The sequence below is a fragment of the Massilia sp. CF038 genome (genome assembly GCF_900129765.1).
In the GTDB taxonomy this organism is placed as follows: domain Bacteria; phylum Pseudomonadota; class Gammaproteobacteria; order Burkholderiales; family Burkholderiaceae_D; genus Telluria_A.
This window is the reverse complement of sequence record NZ_FQWU01000001.1, coordinates 1417156-1435140: the sequence shown is the minus strand read 5'-3', so window position 1 is coordinate 1435140 and position 17985 is coordinate 1417156. Positions and strand designations below refer to the sequence as shown.

The window sequence follows — 17985 nt, the reverse complement described above, 5'->3', positions numbered from 1 at the left end:
GGGGTGGGACAATTTGTCCAATCGCCGGGCATGGTTCCAATCTGTAGAGTACGAAGCTCGACTCACCAGAACATAGAACCGCATGATTGCCCCTCTTGTACGCCGTGCAATATTGCTCTCGCCCCTAGCGCTGCTTACCGCCTGCAATACGGTGGTGATGAAGCCGTCCGGCGACATCGCCGCTCAGCAGGCACAACTGATTGTTGTGTCGACCGTGCTGATGTTGCTGATCATTGTGCCGGTCATCATCCTGACCATTGTGTTTGCGTGGCGTTATCGCGCAAGCAACACTTCGGCCACTTACGCACCCGACTGGGACCACTCCACCCGCCTCGAACTGGTCATCTGGGGCGCACCGCTCCTGATCATTATTGCGCTGGGCCTGATCACCTGGATCAGTACCCACGTCCTTGACCCCTACCGCCCCCTGAGCCGGATCGATGCGGCCCGTCCGCTGGCCCCCAACGTCAAGCCGCTGGTGGTGGAAGTGGTCGCCATGGACTGGAAATGGCTGTTCATCTATCCGGAACAAGGCATCGCCACCGTCAATGAACTGGTGGCGCCGGTCGACGTGCCGGTGCAGTTCAAGCTGTCCGCCTCGACCGTGATGAATTCCTTCTATGTGCCCGCACTGGCTGGTCAGATTTACGCCATGCCGGGCATGCAGACCACGCTCAATGCCGTCATCAACAAGCATGGCGTGTACGAGGGCTTTTCCGCCAACTACAGCGGCGCAGGCTTCTCGGACATGCGCTTCAAGTTCCATGGCAAAGATGCGGCAGGCTTTGAAGAATGGGTCCGCTCGGTCAAGGCCGGCGGCGGCGCGCTGGACCGCGCCACTTACCTGCAACTGGAAAAACCCAGCATCAAAGACGCAGTGCGCCACTTCAGCACAGCCGAAATCGGCCTGTTTGACGCCATTGTCGAGCGCTGCGTCGAGCCGGGCACCATGTGCATGAGCCAGATGATGGGCCAGCTCAACGTTGCAACGCCACCAGGCCAGCTGGCGCAATCGGGCATTGACAGCTTCTGTGTCAAGCCAACCGTATCCGTAGAGGCGAACAATGCAAAACAATATTGATCAATCGATGCCGCTGCTGGGGCGGCTGTCCTGGGAAGCGATTCCCCTCCACGAGCCGATCCTGATCGCGACCTTCATCATGGTGGCGCTTGGCGGCGCAGCCATGCTGGGCGCCCTCACCTATTTCAAGCAATGGGGCCCGCTGTGGCGCAACTGGATCACCAGTATCGACCACAAAAAAATCGGCATCATGTACATCATCTTCGGTATCGTCATGCTGCTGCGCGGCTTTGCCGACGCCCTGATGATGCGCGCCCAGCAAGCCATGGCCTTTGGCGACAACGCCGGCTTCCTGCCGCCCCACCACTATGACCAGATCTTTACCGCGCACGGCGTGATCATGATCTTCTTCGTGGCCATGCCGCTCGTGACTGGCTTGATGAACTACGTGGTGCCGCTGCAGATCGGTGCGCGCGACGTCGCCTTCCCCTTCCTGAACAACTTCTCGTTCTGGATGACGGCAGCCGGCGGCGGCCTGACCATGGTGTCGCTGTTCGTGGGTGAATTCGCCCGCACCGGCTGGCTGGCCTACCCGCCCCTGTCGGGCATCATGGCCAGCCCCGATCCGGGCGTGGATTACTACATCTGGTCCTTGCAGATCGCCGGGGTAGGCACGCTGCTATCCGGGATCAACCTGATCGCCACCATCGTCAAAATGCGCGCGCCCGGCATGACGCTGATGAAGATGCCTGTATTTACCTGGACCTCACTGTGCACCAACGTGCTGATCGTGGCCGCCTTCCCGGTACTGACCGCGGTTCTGGGCATGCTCTCGCTCGACCGCATGGCCGGCACCCACTTCTTCACCAACGATTTGGGCGGCAACGCCATGATGTATGTGAACCTGATCTGGATCTGGGGCCACCCCGAGGTGTATATCCTGATCCTGCCGGTGTTTGGCGTGTTCTCGGAAGTGGTGTCGACCTTCTCGGGCAAGCGCCTGTTCGGCTACACCTCGATGGTGTATGCCACCGTAGTCATTACCATTTTGTCCTACCTGGTCTGGCTGCACCACTTCTTCACCATGGGTTCTGGCGCCTCGGTCAACTCGTTCTTTGGTATTACCACCATGATCATCTCGATCCCGACCGGGGCCAAGATCTTCAACTGGCTGTTTACCATGTACCGTGGCCGCATCCGCTTCGAGCTGCCCATGCTGTGGACCATCGCTTTCATGATCACCTTCGTTATCGGTGGCATGACCGGCGTGCTGCTGGCGGTGCCGGCGGCTGACTTCGTGCTGCATAACAGCCTGTTCCTGATTGCGCACTTCCACAACGTGATCATTGGTGGCGTGGTGTTTGGCGTCTTCGCTGGCATTAACTACTGGTTCCCGAAAGCCTTCGGCTACAAGCTCGATGAATTCTGGGGCAAATGCTCGTTCTGGTTCTGGGTGGTCGGCTTCTACCTGGCCTTCATGCCGCTGTATGTACTTGGCCTGATGGGCGTGACGCGCCGTGTCAGCCACTTTGACGACCCCTCACTACAGATCTGGTTTGTGGTGGCCGCCATTGGCGCCGTGCTGGTCGCGCTGGGGATTGCTTCGATGCTGATCCAGTTCGTGGTCAGCTACCGCAACCGCGCCGCCCTGCGCGATGTGACGGGCGACCCTTGGAATGGCCGCACGCTCGAGTGGTCGACCTCGTCGCCGCCGCCGGACTACAACTTTGCCTTCACGCCCCAGGTGTATGACAACGATACCTGGGCCGACATGAAAGCGAACGCGTATGCCCGTCCGCGCGAGAACTTCATGCCGATCCATATGCCAAAAAATACCGGTGCCGGCTTCGTCATCGCCATGCTCAGCGGCCTGGTGGGCTTCGCCCTGATCTGGCACATGTGGCTCATCGCCGGCGTGGGTGCAGTTGCCCTGCTGGCCGCGATCATCGTTCACACTTTCAATTACAAACGCGACTACTTCATTCCGGCCGAGCAGGTCGCCCGGACCGAACACAGTCGCTCCCTGATGCTGGATAGCCATGTCTGATATTACGCTCCCCGCCACCGACCCAAGCGCCCGTTTTTACGTGCGCGAACACCATCCTGAAAACGGCACCCTGCTCGGTTTCTGGATTTACCTGATGAGCGATTGCCTGGTGTTTGCCGCGCTGTTCGCGACTTACGCTGTCCTGGGGCGCAACTACGCGGGCGGCCCCACCGGCGCAGAACTGTTCGATCTGCCGCTGGTGGCGCTCAACACCTCGCTGCTGCTGCTCTCGTCGATCACCTTCGGCTTTGCCATGCTCGAAATGCAGCGGCGGCGCCTGCGCGCCACCCTGATCTGGCTGGGCATCACCGGTTTGCTGGGCGCCGGCTTCATCGGCCTGGAACTGTACGAGTTCGCGCACCTGATCGGCGAAGGCGCCGGCCCGCAGCGCAGCGGCTTCCTGACTGCCTTCTTCACGCTGGTGGGCACGCACGGCCTGCACGTCGCCTCGGGCATCATCTGGCTGGTGACGCTGATGGTCCAGCTGGGCAAGCATGGGCTGACGCCGGAAAACCGCCGCCGCCTGATGTGCCTGTCGATGTTCTGGCACTTCCTCGACGTCGTCTGGATCGGCGTCTTCACCTTTGTCTACCTGATGGGAGTGCTGCCATGAGCGCACCTTCGCACACGCCAAGCGGCCACGATCATGACCACCACGATGACCACGACAGCGGCCCCCACTCCACCCTGCGCGGCTATGTGATCGGCTTCGTGCTGGCCGTGGTCCTGACCGCCATTCCATTCTGGCTGGTGATGGGCAAGGTGATCACCAGCTCCAGCATGACCGGCTTCGTGCTGCTGGCCCTAGCCGCCGTACAGATCGTCGTGCACATGGTGTACTTCCTGCACATGAACACCAAGGCCGAAGGCGGCTGGTCCTTGCTGGCCCTGCTGTTTACCTTCATGCTGCTGGTGATCATGCTGAGCGGATCGATCTGGGTGATGTACCACCTCAACCACAACATGATGCCAGGCATGATGAACCACACCATGCATGCCGACACCCCATGACGCGGTCGCGCCGGGCGCGCTGGAGCGTGGTACTGTGCCTGGCCGTGCTCAGCGCACTGTTGCTCGCACTGGGCGTCTGGCAAGTGCAGCGCCTGCAGTGGAAGCAAGCCCTGATTGCCCAGGTTGACGCGCGGGTCCACGCTGCGCCGGCTGCCGCGCCCCCGCCCACCAGCTGGCCGCGCCTGCGGCGGGACCAGGATGAATACCGCCACCTGCGCCTGAGCGGCCGCTTTCAGGACGATGACGCCACGCTGGTGCAGGCTTCCACCGTACTGGGCCCCGGCTACTGGGTACTGACCCCGTTTCGCAGCGATGATGGCAGCACCGTTCTGGTCAACCGGGGCTATGTGCCAGGGCGCGCTGCGCCGCCTGCCGGCCCTGGGCACACCAGCATTACCGGCCTGCTGCGCATGAGTGAGCGCGACAAGCCCCTGCTGCGCGAAAACGATCCTGGCACCCAGCGCTGGTACACCCGCAATGTGCAAGCCATTGCCGCCGCCCGCGGCCTGGGCCCTGTGGCCCCCTACTTCCTCGACCAGGATGCGACGCCTGGTGCGGCCACCGGCGCGCCGGTGGGCGGCTTGACCGTTATCGCATTCAATAACAATCATCTGGTGTACGCAATCACCTGGTTTGCATTAAGCTTGATGGCGGCCGGCGGCTGCGTGCTGGTCGCGCGCACCGGCCAACCGTCGACCAGCTGAAGGGCAGAACCATGCAACGAACCATCGGACAGGCCGCCTGGCAGCAGGCGCCGCGGCCCACCGCAACCGCGCGCCACGCCGCGGGCTACCGCAACATGCAGTATCTGATCGAGCTGCGCTGGATTGCGGTGGCCGGCCAGATCACCACGATCGCCACGGTTACCCTCGGCTTTGGGGTGCAATTGCCGCTGGCGCCCATGCTGCAAGTGCTGGCCTGCCTGATCGCCTTTAATTTGTTCAGCCATTTGCGCTGGCAGGAAGAGCGCACCGTCACCAACGGCCAGGTGTTTCTGGCCCTGCTGATGGATGTGGCCAGCCTGACGGCCCAGTTGTACCTGAGCGGCGGCATGAGCAACCCTTTTGTCTTCCTGTACCTGCTGCAGGTAATCCTGAGCGCGATTTTGCTCAGACGCTGGACCACCTGGATTGTGGTCGGCATTGTCGGCCTGTGCCTGGCAATCCTGGCGCTGTTTGCCGAGCCGCTGGCGCTGCCGCAGGACTACCAGAACGGCCTGAGCAGTTTGTATATTCAGGGGATTTTGATCAGCGTGGTGCTCAATGCGGTGCTGCTGGCCATTTTCATCACCCGCATCAGCCGCAACCTGCGCGCCGGCGACGCCCAGCTGGCCACGCTGCGCCAGCGCGCGGTGGAAGAAGAACACATCGTGCGTATGGGTCTGCTGGCCTCCGGCGCGGCCCACGAACTTGGTACCCCGCTGTCGACCATGGCCGTCATTCTGGGCGACTGGCGCCGCATGCCCGAATTCACCAACAACCCCGAGCTGCTGGCTGAGATAGGTGAAATGCAGGCCCAGCTTGCGCGCTGCAAAACCATCGTCAGCGGCATCCTCATGTCCGCCGGCGAAGCACGCGGCGAAGCATCGGGGCGCACCAGCATCAAATACTTCCTCGACCAGCTGGTGGCCGAATGGCGCGACGGCCGCCACATCGGCACCTTCCACTACGAAAACCGGATCGGGCGCGACGTGGCCGTGGTGTCGGATTCCACCTTCAAGCAGATGATCTGGAATGTGCTGGAAAACGCACTGGAAGCCTCGCCCCAGTGGATCAGTGTGGTCGCCACCGAAACCGATGGCATCGTGACGCTTGAAGTGCGTGACCGCGGCCCCGGCTTTGCCCCCGACATGCTGGCGCACTTCGGCACGCCTTACCAGTCCACCAAAGGGCGCCCCGGGGGCGGCCTGGGCCTGTTCCTGGTGGTGAATGTGGCTCGCACGCTGGGCGGCACGGTCGAGGCGCGCAATTTGGCCGAGGGCGGCGCCGCTGTGCGTGTCAGCCTGCCGCTGGCTGCCATCGCCGTCGAGATCGGAGACGACGATGTCGGATGAACGCGAACTGCTGATCATCGAAGACGACGCCGCCTTTGCCCGTACCCTGGGCCGCTCATTCGAACGGCGCGGTTATCGCGTGCTGCATGCGGCCAGCTACGAGCAGGCGTGCACCGTTTTGCAGACCAATTCACCCGAATTCGCCGTGGTCGACCTGAAGCTGGCGGGTGCCCAGTCGGGGCTGGCCTGCGTGCAGCTGCTGCACGCGCACGATCCCGCCATGTCGATCGTGGTGCTGACCGGCTTTGCCAGCATTGGCACGGCGGTGGACGCAATCAAGCTCGGTGCCCGTCAGTATCTGGCCAAGCCAGCCAACAGCGATGACATCGAAGCGGCCTTCAGTCACGTCGACGGCAGCACCGAGCTGGGACAGACCGAGCGACCCAGCTCCATTAAAACGCTGGAGTGGGAACACATCCACGCTGTGCTGGCGGAGAACAACTTCAATATTTCAGAAGCGGCGCGCCAGCTCGGCATGCACCGCCGTACGCTGGCGCGCAAGCTCGAAAAACGGCGCGTGAAGTAGGATCAAGCACAGCACGGCTGGAACATCGCCGCTCAATTGATGCGCTACAATCGGTGCCAGACTCCTCTTGGCGCACTCAAATGAAGACATGGATTTCAATGATGCCGGTGCTGGCGGCACTGCTGGCATCAAGCAGCTACGCGCAGGACAAACCGGCCCGCGAATTTACTGTGACGGCCCTGACTGCGCCCCACAGTTTCACGTCCGGCATTGAAGGTCCGGCGGTTGACGCAGCCGGACGCCTCTACGCTGTCAATTTCGCGCGTCAACAGACTATCGGCGTGGTCGCCCAAGGCACGCCGGAGCTGTTTGTCACCTTGCCCGGAAACGCCGTGGGCAACGGCATCCGCATTGGCAAGGACGGTACGCTCTACGTGGCCGACTACGTGGGCCACAGTATTTTACGCATCGATCCGGCCACGCGCGCGGTGACCGTGTTCGCCCATGATGAGGCCATGTACCAGCCAAACGATCTGGCGATCACCGCCGACGGCGTGCTGTACGCAAGTGACCCCGACTGGAAGAACAATGGCGGCCAGGTGTGGCGCATCGATACGGCCGGAAAAGCGCGCGTGGTCGCGACCGGCATGGGAACGGCCAACGGGATTGAAGTGAGCCCTGACGGGCGCACCCTGTATGTGGGTGAGAGCGTGCAGCGCATCATCTGGGCGTTTGCCATTGATTCTGATGGCAGCCTGTCGGGCAAACGGGTGTTTGCGCGCTTTGCCGATTTTGGTCTGGACGGCATGCGCACCGACGTGGACGGCAACCTGTACGTGACCCGGCATGGCAAAGGCACGGTGGTCAAGCTCTCCCCCAAGGGGCGCGTGCTGCGCGAAATCGCCCTGCCCGGCAGCAAGCCGAGCAACCTTGCCTTTGGCGGGCCCGATGGCCGCACCGTGTATGTCACCGAAATGGAAAAAGGCCAACTGCTGCAATTCCGGGCCGACCGGCCTGGTAACGAGTGGCAGCAGCTACGGTAAACGGCGTGTTGCCAAGACCTGCGATAATTGTCACGAACAATTTCGCAAACCAACTGCCGTCCCAATGCCAATACTGAAGTTCATTCCACACGGGGAGTACAAGCTACGCCTGGAAGGCCGCATCCTGGTGTCGGAACTGGTCGGCCCGTGGAACCTTGAGCTCGTCAATACATGGATGAAGGCAGCCCATCCGATGGTCAAGCAATTGGCGGCCACGGGTCCGCACGTCCACATGACGATTGTGACTGGCTCGCTTCTGTGCCCGCCCGAGGCGCTGGACCGGCTGGCCGAAGTCATCGTCTACACCACGGCCCACATGCGCTGCATTGGCAACCCGGTGGTGGCCGCCGCCGATGTGGAAGGCCGCGCCCTGTTTGAGCCGATGTACGCACGTATTTACGACGGCAGCCCACCCCGCGGGCTGTTTCTCGACTACGAAAGCGCCAGGGACTGGTCGCTTGAGTTGCTGGCGGCAGAAGGCTTCTAGGCCCGAGCACTACTTCTTGCTGGCCTGGCGTGCCGTATCGTGGTACTGCCACAGCACGTTAATGATCTTCCACTCGCCTTTCTGATTCTTGTACAGATGCATGTAGTCGATCCACTCGTCTGCGCTCAGCTTGACGGTGGCAACGCGCTGATCCACATCGAGAATCCGGATGTCGACCCGTGGCTGCGCGGGGAATTTGCTGCCGTCCTGGTTGTACGTTCCAGCCACCTTGAGCATGGCCGCAAAGTCCGTTTGCATGATGAATTCTGTCCCATCGGCCTTCCGCCAGTAGGTGCGCTTGGCCAGCCGGGGATCGAGAGCGCGTTCCATACGGGCCGGATCGGCCAAGTGCTGTGACTCGATATAGTCGCGCACGGCGCGTTCAATCAATGGTGGATCGGCGGGGCCGGCAGTTTGCGCCTGCAGTGGCGCCGCGGCGAAAACGAGCAAAAGAAACAGTCGGTGCATGGCTAGCCTTGTCACGTGGGTCAGACAAGCATCTGACCATGAAAGCCGGCCCCGCGCAATCAAAGCCGGCTGGGGCGGACGCCAAACTGCCCACAGATTCTGTGGACAACACTGTTAACAAGTCCGGTTTCAGCGCGCAAGGCCTTGAAGTACAAAGGATTAATGTCCGTGCACGGAAAACTGGCAGCGGCCCTACCTGAACGTATCAGCGTTCGCGCGCTGCCTCGTGCACAGTTTTTCTGACGGGCGACAGCAAATATTCCAGTACGCTGCGCTGGCCCTGGTTGATTTCCGCGACCACCTGCATGCCTGGCGTGATGGCCAGCCGGTTGCCATGTGCATCATTGAGCACTTGCTGGTCCAGGCGCACGCGCGCCTTGTAGCTGGCGCCCTGCGGCGCGCTGGCGCTACTGGACTCAGCTGCGCGGCTGCCCGGCGCAGGTTCGACCGCGTCTGCGCTGATCCGGATGACCTTGCCAGTCAACATGCCGTGACGCTGGAAAGGATAGGCGATCAACTTTACCTGTGCGCTCTGGCCTTCATGCACAAAGCCCACGTCTTCGTTTTTCAGCGCCACGTCGGCATATAGCGGCTCACCTTCCGGCACGATCGTCAGCACCACGCTGCCAGGCTGCACCACCGCGCCCACCGTGGTGGTCGCCAGATCCTTGACCACGCCATCCTGCGGTGCCCGCAGCGCCATCAAGCCGGTCTTGTAGGCGGACTTGTCGAGCGTGGGCTGCAACTGACTGATACGCAGGCGCACCTCGGCCAGCTCTTTTTCCAGCTCCGATCGGTAATTGCTCTGGATCTGGCTGATCCGCATTTCCTGGGCGCTGATGGTGGCGCTCAGGGCAGCCAGGGTCGAGCGTTGCGCATCCAGGTCGCGTGCCTTTTCCAGCGCCTCACGCTGCTTGTCCGCAGTGGCCAGGCCACCGTAAAAGCCTTCCTTTTCCAGCTTGGCGTACGAGGCAGCGGCGCGGTCATAGATGGGCAGGGTCTGTTCGAGCTTGCTCAGGATTTGCGCGGCACTTTTATGCTCGTGCCTTGCCTTGGCCAGCAAGGATTGCTCTTGCGCCAGGCTGTCGGTAAAGGCCTTGCGGTGCGCCTGATATTGGCCTTGTACCTGGGCAGTGCGCAGCACATCGTCGCCTGCCTGCGACAGCATGGGACGGCCGGCCAGCTCGGCTTCGATGCGGCGCGCCTGCAGCTGCTGCAACGCCAGGTCGGAGCTCACGCCTGCCTGTTCAGCACGGGCGACGGTGGTATCCAGCATGGCCAGTACCTGCCCTGCTTTGACCCGGTCCCCTTCGTCCACCAGCAGTTGCGTGACCACGCCCGGTTCCGCCGGCTGCACCACCTTGAGCAAAGTACGCGGCACCAGCTTGCCTTCGGCCGATGCGATGATGTCAAGCTGTCCGAGCCAGGCCCAGACGATCAGCAGCAGCACCAGCACGGCCACCGACCACAGGACAATGCGGCCCACGACACTCGGGGCTTGCGTCTGGATCAAGCCAAGCGGATCGTGCCAGCGGCTCGGCGGACGCAGTGGCGCCGGCGCGCCGGCAATGGGCAAGGGGCCGTTCACGCGCCACCCTCGGCGCTAACGCCCGGCGCGGCAACGCGGGCGGCGCCCGCTTGCGCCAGTTGCTGCGCGCCCTTGGCCGTCAAACGGAACACCGCGTCGACCTGCAAGCCTTTGGGCAAGCCATGGGTAATGAACAACATGGTGACCTTTCCCTTCAGACTATTGATGGTGTGGGCAAACTGTTCAGCCGTGGGCCCATCGAGGGCGCTTGTGGCTTCGTCGAACACCAGAATGCTGGGGCGCTTGAGCAGTGCGCGCGCAATCGCAATGCGCTGCTTTTGCCCGCCCGACAACCCCGCGCCCCGTTCGCCGATTTCAGTCTGATACCCCTTGGGCTGGGCTTCGATCGCGGTATGGATCTCGGCCATCTTGCACGCCGCGACGATCTGTTCAAAGCTGGCGTCGGGGCTGGCCATTTGCAGGTTGTCGTAAATGGTGCCCGAAAACAGCATGGTCTCCTGGGGCACGACGCCAAAATAGCTGCGCAGCTCGTTGGCGGACAAATAGCGGATGTCGACCCCATCGAGCAAAATGCGTCCTGCATTGGGCTGGTAAAAACCCTGCAGCAATTTGGCCAAGGTACTTTTGCCGCAGCCGCTGGGGCCCATGATGCCAATGGTCTGGCCCGGCTGGATCGTCAGCGACAGATCTTCGTACACCAGCGGCAAGTGTTCCCCGTATTTGAAGGCCAGACCTTCGATTTGCATCAAGCCTTTGCGCGCAGTGGCACGGGCTGGAATGAGCGAGTACGGCTCAAGCGGCGCATTCATCAGGTCGCCCAGGCGCGCCACCGCCAGGCTGGCTTGCTGAAACTGCTGCCACAAGCCCACCAGGCGCAGCATGGGCTGCGACAGCCGTCCCGAAAACATCTGGAACGCCACCAGCATACCGATGGTGAAGCTTGCGTCATGCATGACGGTGTAGGCGCCGATCCCCAGAATCAGCAGGCTCATCAACTGCTCCAGCAGGTTCGACGTGGTGTTGTAGGTGTTGGCCAGCTGCTTGGTCGCAAAGCCGGCTTGCAGGTAGCTGGCCAGATAGCCACTGTAGCGGCTGTTCAGTTGCGGTTCCAGCTGCAGCGACTTGACTGTTTCCAGGCCCACCACGTACTCGGTCAGGAAGGCCTGATTGCGCGCCCCCATCATGAATTGCTCTTGCAGCCGGGCCTGGAACAACGGCGCCACCAGCAAACTGAGCGCGATGATCAAACCGAGGATGGCAAGCACAATCAGCGTCAGCGTGACGCTGTAATAAAACATGATGCCGACGAATATCAGCAGGAAGGGGAAGTCAAGGATCAGCGTCACGGCAGCGCTGGCGATGAATTCGCGAATCGTTTCCACTCCGTGCAGGCGGGCGGCAATGACGCCGGTGGGCCGGTGCTGAAAATACATGGGTGGTAATTTGAACAAGCGCTCGAAGACCGAGGCGCCCAGCACCGCATCGACCCGGTTGCCGGTGTGCAGCACGAGATACTGGCGCAGCCACGACAGGCCGGCTGAAAACAGCATGAACAGCGCCATCCCGATGGCGATCACGACCAGGGTGCTTTCGGTGCGGTGCACCACCACCTTGTCGATAATGGCTTGCGTGAACAGTGGTGTGGCCAGGGCGATTAACTGGATCACCAGCGAAGCGAGCAGAATTTCCTGCCACAGGCGCTTGTGCTTGAGCAGTTCTGGCACGAACCAGGCAAAGCCGAACTTGCGCGCGGCATGCGCGGCGCTATCCGTGTCGGGATCGGCAGCAGGGTCGGGGCGCGGCACCACGCGCGTGACCTGTCCGAGATAGCGCTGAGAAAATTGTTCCAGGGTCAGCGTCAGTGGTGCGCTGTCGTCGGATTCAACGACCAGCACGCTGGGACCTTCGGCTTGCAAGATCAAGGCAGGGACCGCGCTGGGCGCATCGGGGTTCGCTGCCGTTTCCGGCTTGGGCGCCAGCCAGGCCACCAGCGGAAAGGATTCACGATGCAACTGCGTTGGCTTACAAGAGCGCAAGTTCGCGTCCAGGCCATAGGCTTCGGCCGCAACAGCAAACGAGGCGATCTTGTACGGTGCGGCCAGCTGCTGGCGCGCCAGCGCAGCGGAGAACGGTTTTCGATGGAGAGCGCAAACGGCTTGCAGCACCCAGAAGTACGGGGCTGCGGCGATGTGAATGTCTTGCATGATGACCTGAAGGGTGACTCGGGACCGCGCGCTGCGAGTGTGCCGCGAGCGGCGCGCGCGTGTCACAAGGGCGCATAGCATAGCACTAAAACAAGCAATTTTAATGAAGTAGGAGTAATTATTTATCAAAAAGCAAGGTGAACAACAGCCTGCCCAGGTTCGCCGAATCTGCCCACAGTTTCTGTGGACAACACTGTTAACAAGTCTCATTTGCGAACGCAAGTGCTTGAAGTACATAGGAAAACGATTGCTGCATTGAAAAATGGCAGCACCCTGCGATGCAGGCGGGTCGACATCGCGGGACAAAAAAATAGCCGACGGTAACGTCGGCTATTTCGGATGCGGCCAGCGGGCAAGCAGCACCCGCGTTCAGCTTTTAGGCGTGCAAGGCCTGCAAGGCAGCGTTAAAGGTCGCGCTTGGACGCATCACGGCCGATACCTTGGCCTCGTCCAGCTTGTAGTAACCGCCAATGTCAGCAGCCTGGCCCTGCACTGCCAGCAATTCGGCAACGATCTTTTCTTCGTTGTCGGCCAGCGACTTGGCCAGCGGCGCGAAGTGGGCCGCCAGTTCGGCGTCGTCCTTTTGCGCGGCCAGTTCCTGCGCCCAGTACAGGGACAGATAGAACTGGCTGCCACGGTTGTCGAGCTCGCCGGTCTTTGGCGATGGCGACTTGCGGTTGTTCAACAGCTTGCCGGTCGCGGCGTCCAGGGTCGTGGCCAGGATCTTGGCCTTCTGGTTGCCGGTCTTGAGGCCCATGTCCTCGAAGCTCACTGCCAGCGCCAGGAATTCGCCCAGCGAATCCCAACGCAGGTGGTTCTCTTCCACCAGCTGCTGCACGTGTTTCGGTGCCGAACCGCCAGCACCGGTCTCGTACATGCCGCCGCCAGCCATCAATGGCACGATCGACAGCATCTTGGCGCTGGTGCCCAGCTCCAGGATCGGGAACAGATCGGTCAGATAGTCGCGCAGGATGTTGCCGGTAACCGAAATGGTGTCCAGGCCACGGCTGACGCGCTCAAGCGTGTAGCGCATGGCGCGCACTTGCGACATGATGCGAATTTCCAGACCGCTGGTGTCGTGGTCCTTCAGGTAGGTTTCCACCTTCTTGATCAGCTCGTTTTCGTGCGGACGGTACGGGTCGAGCCAGAACACGGCAGGCATGCCCGAGTTGCGTGCGCGCGTCACGGCCAGCTTGACCCAGTCGCGGATCGGCGCATCTTTCACCTGGCACATGCGCCAGATATCGCCCTGCTCTACGGTCTGGGTCAGCAGCACTTCGCCAGTGGCCAGGTCGGTGATGTTGGCAATACCGCCCTCGGTGATCTCGAAGGTCTTGTCGTGCGAACCGTATTCTTCTGCCTTCTGGGCCATCAGGCCCACGTTTGGCACTGTGCCCATGGTGCGCGGGTCGAAGGCGCCATGCCATTTGCAGAAATTGATGATTTCCTGGTAGATGCGGGCGAAGGTGCTTTCAGGGATGACTGCCTTGACTTCCTTGAGGCGGCCGTCGGCGCCGTACATCTTGCCGCCAGCGCGGATCATGGCAGGCATCGAGGCGTCAACGATGACGTCGTTTGGCGAATGGAAGTTGGTGATGCCCTTGGCCGAATCGACCATGGCCAGTGCCGGACGGTTTTCCTGGCAGGCATGCAGGTCGCGGATGACTTCTTCGCGCTGCGAGGTCGGCAAGTCGGCAATTTTGCTGTACAGGTCAGCCATACCGTTATTCACGTTGACGTCCAGGCTTTCGAACAGGGCCTGGTGCTTCTCGAACGCTTCCTTGTAGAACATGCGCACGCAGTGGCCAAACACGATCGGGTGCGACACCTTCATCATGGTCGCTTTCACGTGCAGCGAGAACAGCACGCCGGTCTTGTGCGCGTCTTCGATCTGGGCTTCGTAGAAGGCCAGCAGTGCCTTGCGGCTCATGAACATCGAATCGATGATTTCGCCGTCCAGCAGCGAGACCTTCGGCTTCAGGACAATGGTTTTGCCGCTTGCGGTGATCAATTCCATCTTCACGTCGCGCGCGCCCTTGATGGTCATCGACTTTTCGCCGTGGTAGAAGTCGCCGCTGGTCATGTGCGACACGTGGGTGCGCGATGCCTGCGACCATTCACCCATCGAGTGCGGGCTCTTGCGGGCTGCCTCTTTCACGGCGCGCGGTGCGCGGCGGTCGGAGTTGCCTTCACGCAGAACGGGATTGACGCTCGAACCAATGCAGCTGCCGTAACGCGTCTTGATCGCTTTTTCTTCTTCGGTTTTTGGGTCTTCCGGATAGTCAGGAATCTTGTAACCCTTGTCTTGCAGTTCCTTGATCGCGGCGCGCAGTTGCGATACCGACGCGCTGATGTTCGGCAGCTTGATGATGTTGGCTTCAGGGCGCAGCGTCAGCTTGCCCAGTTCAATCATCGAATCCGTCACGCGCTGCTCGGCGCTGAGGTGCTCAGGGAAGGCAGCCAGAATACGCGCGGCGACGGAAATGTCGCTGCCTTCGATCTTGATGCCGGCTGGCTTGGCGAAGGCGGTCACAACTGGCAGGAAGGCGTAAGTCGCCAGCAGCGGCGCTTCGTCGGTCAGCGTGTAGATAATGGTTTGATCACTGCTCATGGGCTTTTGCTCGGTTCTGGCGAACGGGTAATTCGCGATAGTGGAAATAAGTACGCCTGCCCGTCTTGCGGTTCAGGTCGACATCTCTTGTTCCGGTCAAACGACCGCTGAATCGATATTTTATCGCAGAAAGAGGCACAAGTATTCACATCGTGAAAACTCATTGCACGATATGCCCGGGATCGGCGCCCGCGGATTGCCCTGCTTTTTCCTTTTGGCGCGAAAGAAATCGTTGTCATACCGATCAATGTGACAAAGTAGCAACGGATTTCAGTCCCGCCTGCTATCAGGACATCGTAAAATGGCGCATCGCACTTTGTGCGACCGTGTAATCATCTGTTGAAAGTGGCCCATGAATTCCCGGCAGGAACTTGCCTTACATTGGGAAGCGGTATTCGACCAAATCGACGCGACCATGCATACCGCCCCGGAACAGGCACTGACGCTTTGCAAGCAAGTGTTTGTCGAGTCCTATTTATGGGAGCCGCCCATCTATGTGCGCGCGGCCGAACGTTACGGCAAGATCATGGATCATCTCGGCAAGTCGGCCGAGGCCCGCGACTCCCTGTTTGCCGCCCAGGAAGCGGCGCAGGGCTCTTGCCTGCCGCTGTACGAAGCCAAGATCCTGGAGCGTCTGGCGCGCAGTTACTACTCCAGTGGCGATTACCGCCGCGCCATTCAGTTCTGGAACAGCGCCATTGATGTCGTCGACCGCACGGGTGGCGAAGCAGAAACCTGGATCCTGGCCAAGATCGGTCTGGCCCAGGCTTTCAAGGACGCTGGCGACTACGCCGCCTGCGACGCAACGCTGGAGCAAGCGCAGGCACGCACGGCCGAGGTGGGAGATCCGCATCTGGACGCCAAGGTCAAAATCAATATCGCGGTCAGTTTGATCGAACGGGACCGGACTGCCGAAGCCTCTGCCCTGCTGCACGAGGCCTTCAGGATTTGCTCGGAACACCAGTTGTTTGACTACCTGGCGGAATCAAACCTCTACCTGGGCAAGATTGCCTTGAGCGAAGATGCGCTCGAGCGCGCGCTGGCCTACCTGAACGCGGGACTGGCGCATGCACGCCAGGTCAACTTCCGCTGGTGCGAAGCGCATCTACTGGCGGCCGAAGCGCAGGTGCATGCGCGGACGGGGAAAACTGAGCTGGCTTTACGGACCGTAAAACAAGCACAGGCAATTGCCATTGCGGATGGTTTCTCCGACATGCTGATTCAGCAGCATTTTGCGGCTGCAGAATATGCAGCCGCCTTGAACGACTTTGCGACCGCATATGCAGAGTACAAGGCCGGTCACGAGTGCGAGCAACGCATTCGCCGCGACATGAAAACCTGAGTCGTCCGCCAACATCGCCCTCGCGCAGGCGGGGGCCCATACCACTTGTCCGGATTCGGTCACGTGGTATAGGGGGCTCGCATGCGAGCCCGCCTTCGCGAGGGCGATGTGCTTTTACGCGTCGCTTTAATGCGGCAAGGCCGGCCGGGCCGCCGTGGCCATGGCTTCGAATTCCGCCGCCGGCATGGGCCGCGCGAACATGAAACCCTGCGCATAATCGCAGCCGGCATCGACCAGCAGCGCGCGCTGCACCTTGGTCTCCACGCCTTTTGCCACCACCTTCAAACCCAGCTTGTGCGCCATCACGATGATTGCTTCGCACAGCGCCAGATCGCCCGTATCGTCTCCAGGATGGCCACGAACGACTGGTCGATCTTCACAAAATCGATATCGAAGCGCTTCAGTTGCGACAGCGACGAATAACCGGTCCCAAAGTCGTCCAGCGCCACTCCGCGTCGAAAGCAAGCCTGAACTGCTTTGTAACGACCAATTCGCCAGCCCGCTCACGGAAATGACGTCCGTCACTTGTCGGTCTGGAACAGTCCTTTATATGCCGCGGGCTGCGACCGCCAATACTGCTTTGGCGCCTTCACTTGCGCGCCCAGCGCAGCCGCTGCATGCCATGGCCAGCGCGGATCGTACAAGATGCCGCGCGCCAGCGCCACCAGATCGGCACTGCCATCGCGGATGGCGCTTTCAGCCTGCTCCGGCGTGGTGATCATGCCGACGCCGATGACTGGCACTGCCACTTGCCGTTTGATTTCGCGCGCAAACGCGAGCTGGTAGCCTGGGCCCACTTCAATTTTCTGTTGCGCCGACAGGCCACCGCTTGAAACGTGCACGTAGGCGCTGCCGCGTGCAGCCAAGGCGTGGGAGAACGCAACGCTCTGGTCCACGTCCCAGCCCCCCTCGACCCAGTCGGTGGCGGAAATGCGCACGCCAACAGGCCGGTCTGAAGGAAATGCAGCGCGCACGGCATCGAACACTTCGAGCGGGAAGCGCATGCGGTTTTCCAGCGAACCGCCGTACTGGTCGTCGCGCTGGTTCGACAGCGGTGAAAGGAATTGGTGCAGTAAATAGCCATGCGCGGCATGCAGTTCGAGCATGTCCAGCCCCAGCCGGGCAGCGCGGCGCGCGGTGTGCGCGAACGCATCGCGCACACGGGCCAGGCCGGCTGTGTCCAGTTGGATGGGAGGCCGGTCAGTCCCCGCGTACGGCAGCGCCGAGGGCCCCTCGGTCTGCCAGCCGCCCGATTCCAGCCCCACCTGCCCCCCACCATCCCAGGGCGGTGCAGTCGACGCCTTGCGCCCTGCGTGGGAAATCTGCATGCCGACCGGGATATCTGAATGACGACGAATGGTGGCAAGCATGCGGGCCAGCGCCTCTTCGTTGGCGTCGGAATACAGCCCTAGGTCCGCTGGTGAAATACGCGCTTCGGGCGAGACGGCAGTCGCTTCCAGAATCAGCAGGCCCGCGCCGGAGAGAGCCAGATTGCCAAGGTGGATCAGATGCCAATCGGTGGCACTGCCCTCCTCGGCCGAGTACTGGCACATGGGCGCAATGATGATGCGGTTGCTCAGTTCCAGCGGTCCGATTTTGTAGGACGAAAAGAGTTTGCTCACGCCTTACCTTCGTGAGTGGAAGAAAAAGGGATTATGTCACGGCTAGGTAAAACGCATGGCG

Annotated in this window: 15 protein-coding genes and 1 pseudogene; 10 read left to right on the top strand and 6 right to left on the bottom strand. The window is 61.3% G+C overall.

What is annotated here, in order from left to right:
- The first annotated feature begins 82 nt into the window (after positions 1-82).
- The 9 genes from cyoA (at position 83) to BUC24_RS06605 (ending at position 8128) form a co-directional block, all read left to right on the top strand.
- On the top strand, positions 83-1081 hold the full coding sequence (cyoA, locus tag BUC24_RS06645) for a ubiquinol oxidase subunit II (protein WP_073213288.1): 999 nt from the start codon (positions 83-85) through the stop codon (positions 1079-1081).
- A complete protein-coding gene (gene cyoB, locus BUC24_RS06640; protein ID WP_073213287.1) occupies positions 1065-3068 on the top strand; it encodes a cytochrome o ubiquinol oxidase subunit I in 2004 nt (667 codons plus the stop codon). Before cyoA ends, cyoB begins: the two co-directional genes overlap by 17 nt.
- On the top strand, positions 3061-3681 hold the full coding sequence (gene cyoC, locus BUC24_RS06635; protein ID WP_073213286.1) for a cytochrome o ubiquinol oxidase subunit III: 621 nt from the start codon (positions 3061-3063) through the stop codon (positions 3679-3681). The genes cyoB and cyoC overlap by 8 nt, the downstream gene beginning before the upstream one ends.
- Complete coding sequence (gene cyoD / locus BUC24_RS06630) at positions 3678-4079, top strand: cytochrome o ubiquinol oxidase subunit IV (protein WP_073213285.1); 402 nt, start codon at positions 3678-3680, stop codon at positions 4077-4079. Before cyoC ends, cyoD begins: the two co-directional genes overlap by 4 nt.
- Positions 4076-4783, top strand: coding sequence for an SURF1 family protein (locus BUC24_RS06625; RefSeq protein WP_073213284.1), 708 nt, complete (start codon positions 4076-4078; stop codon positions 4781-4783). Before cyoD ends, BUC24_RS06625 begins: the two co-directional genes overlap by 4 nt.
- A gap of 11 nt (positions 4784-4794) precedes the next feature.
- Positions 4795-6132: an ATP-binding protein gene (locus tag BUC24_RS06620; protein ID WP_073213283.1), complete on the top strand. Its 1338-nt coding sequence runs from the start codon at positions 4795-4797 to the stop codon at positions 6130-6132.
- Positions 6122-6658 (top strand): response regulator transcription factor, encoded by a 537-nt coding sequence (locus tag BUC24_RS06615; RefSeq protein ID WP_073213282.1) that lies wholly within the window; start codon positions 6122-6124, stop codon positions 6656-6658. The genes BUC24_RS06620 and BUC24_RS06615 overlap by 11 nt, the downstream gene beginning before the upstream one ends.
- A gap of 80 nt (positions 6659-6738) precedes the next feature.
- Positions 6739-7641 (top strand): SMP-30/gluconolactonase/LRE family protein, encoded by a 903-nt coding sequence (locus tag BUC24_RS06610; RefSeq protein ID WP_083598735.1) that lies wholly within the window; start codon positions 6739-6741, stop codon positions 7639-7641.
- 64 nt (positions 7642-7705) lie between these two features.
- Positions 7706-8128 (top strand): hypothetical protein, encoded by a 423-nt coding sequence (locus BUC24_RS06605; protein ID WP_073213280.1) that lies wholly within the window; start codon positions 7706-7708, stop codon positions 8126-8128.
- Positions 8129-8137: 9 nt separating this feature from the next.
- Here BUC24_RS06605 and BUC24_RS06600 read toward each other — a convergent pair whose 3' ends face one another.
- The 4 genes from BUC24_RS06600 to BUC24_RS06585 form a co-directional block, all read right to left on the bottom strand.
- Entirely contained in the window at positions 8138-8596 is a 459-nt protein-coding gene (locus BUC24_RS06600) for a nuclear transport factor 2 family protein (protein WP_073213279.1), read from the bottom strand.
- A 205-nt stretch (positions 8597-8801) separates the two neighbouring features.
- Complete coding sequence (locus BUC24_RS06595; RefSeq protein ID WP_083598734.1) at positions 8802-10184, bottom strand: HlyD family type I secretion periplasmic adaptor subunit; 1383 nt, start codon at positions 10182-10184, stop codon at positions 8802-8804.
- Positions 10181-12349, bottom strand: coding sequence for a peptidase domain-containing ABC transporter (locus tag BUC24_RS06590; RefSeq protein ID WP_073213278.1), 2169 nt, complete (start codon positions 12347-12349; stop codon positions 10181-10183). The genes BUC24_RS06595 and BUC24_RS06590 overlap by 4 nt, the downstream gene beginning before the upstream one ends.
- 376 nt (positions 12350-12725) lie before the next feature.
- Positions 12726-14960 carry an NADP-dependent isocitrate dehydrogenase gene (locus tag BUC24_RS06585; protein ID WP_073213277.1) on the bottom strand — a complete coding sequence of 745 codons (2235 nt, stop codon included), beginning with the start codon at positions 14958-14960 and terminating at the stop codon, positions 12726-12728.
- A 352-nt stretch (positions 14961-15312) separates the two neighbouring features.
- Here BUC24_RS06585 and BUC24_RS06580 point away from each other — a divergent pair, with 352 nt between their 5' ends.
- Positions 15313-16302 carry a tetratricopeptide repeat protein gene (locus BUC24_RS06580; protein ID WP_073213276.1) on the top strand — a complete coding sequence of 330 codons (990 nt, stop codon included), beginning with the start codon at positions 15313-15315 and terminating at the stop codon, positions 16300-16302.
- 126 nt (positions 16303-16428) lie between these two features.
- On the opposite strand, the pseudogene BUC24_RS06575 reads toward BUC24_RS06580, so the two are convergent.
- Positions 16429-16751 (bottom strand): annotated as a pseudogene (locus tag BUC24_RS06575) (EAL domain-containing protein); the annotation flags it as partial.
- A gap of 72 nt (positions 16752-16823) precedes the next feature.
- A complete protein-coding gene (locus BUC24_RS06570) occupies positions 16824-17924 on the bottom strand; it encodes an NADH:flavin oxidoreductase/NADH oxidase (protein WP_073213274.1) in 1101 nt (366 codons plus the stop codon).
- Positions 17925-17985: the final 61 nt, after the last annotated feature.

Bases quoted from the DNA above. Each gene is read 5' to 3' on its own strand.
- BUC24_RS06605 (WP_073213280.1), top strand. From the start codon at position 7,706: ATGCCAATACTGAAGTTCATTCCACACGGGGAGTACAAGCTACGCCTG.
- BUC24_RS06610 (WP_083598735.1), top strand. From the start codon at position 6,739: ATGAAGACATGGATTTCAATGATGCCGGTGCTGGCGGCACTGCTGGCA.
- BUC24_RS06580 (WP_073213276.1), top strand. From the start codon at position 15,313: ATGAATTCCCGGCAGGAACTTGCCTTACATTGGGAAGCGGTATTCGAC.
- cyoA (WP_073213288.1), top strand. From the start codon at position 83: ATGATTGCCCCTCTTGTACGCCGTGCAATATTGCTCTCGCCCCTAGCG.
- cyoB (WP_073213287.1), top strand. From the start codon at position 1,065: ATGCAAAACAATATTGATCAATCGATGCCGCTGCTGGGGCGGCTGTCC.
- BUC24_RS06585 (WP_073213277.1), bottom strand. From the start codon at position 14,960: ATGAGCAGTGATCAAACCATTATCTACACGCTGACCGACGAAGCGCCG.
- cyoD (WP_073213285.1), top strand. From the start codon at position 3,678: ATGAGCGCACCTTCGCACACGCCAAGCGGCCACGATCATGACCACCAC.
- BUC24_RS06615 (WP_073213282.1), top strand. From the start codon at position 6,122: ATGTCGGATGAACGCGAACTGCTGATCATCGAAGACGACGCCGCCTTT.
- BUC24_RS06590 (WP_073213278.1), bottom strand. From the start codon at position 12,349: ATGCAAGACATTCACATCGCCGCAGCCCCGTACTTCTGGGTGCTGCAA.
- BUC24_RS06600 (WP_073213279.1), bottom strand. From the start codon at position 8,596: ATGCACCGACTGTTTCTTTTGCTCGTTTTCGCCGCGGCGCCACTGCAG.
- BUC24_RS06625 (WP_073213284.1), top strand. From the start codon at position 4,076: ATGACGCGGTCGCGCCGGGCGCGCTGGAGCGTGGTACTGTGCCTGGCC.
- BUC24_RS06620 (WP_073213283.1), top strand. From the start codon at position 4,795: ATGCAACGAACCATCGGACAGGCCGCCTGGCAGCAGGCGCCGCGGCCC.
- cyoC (WP_073213286.1), top strand. From the start codon at position 3,061: ATGTCTGATATTACGCTCCCCGCCACCGACCCAAGCGCCCGTTTTTAC.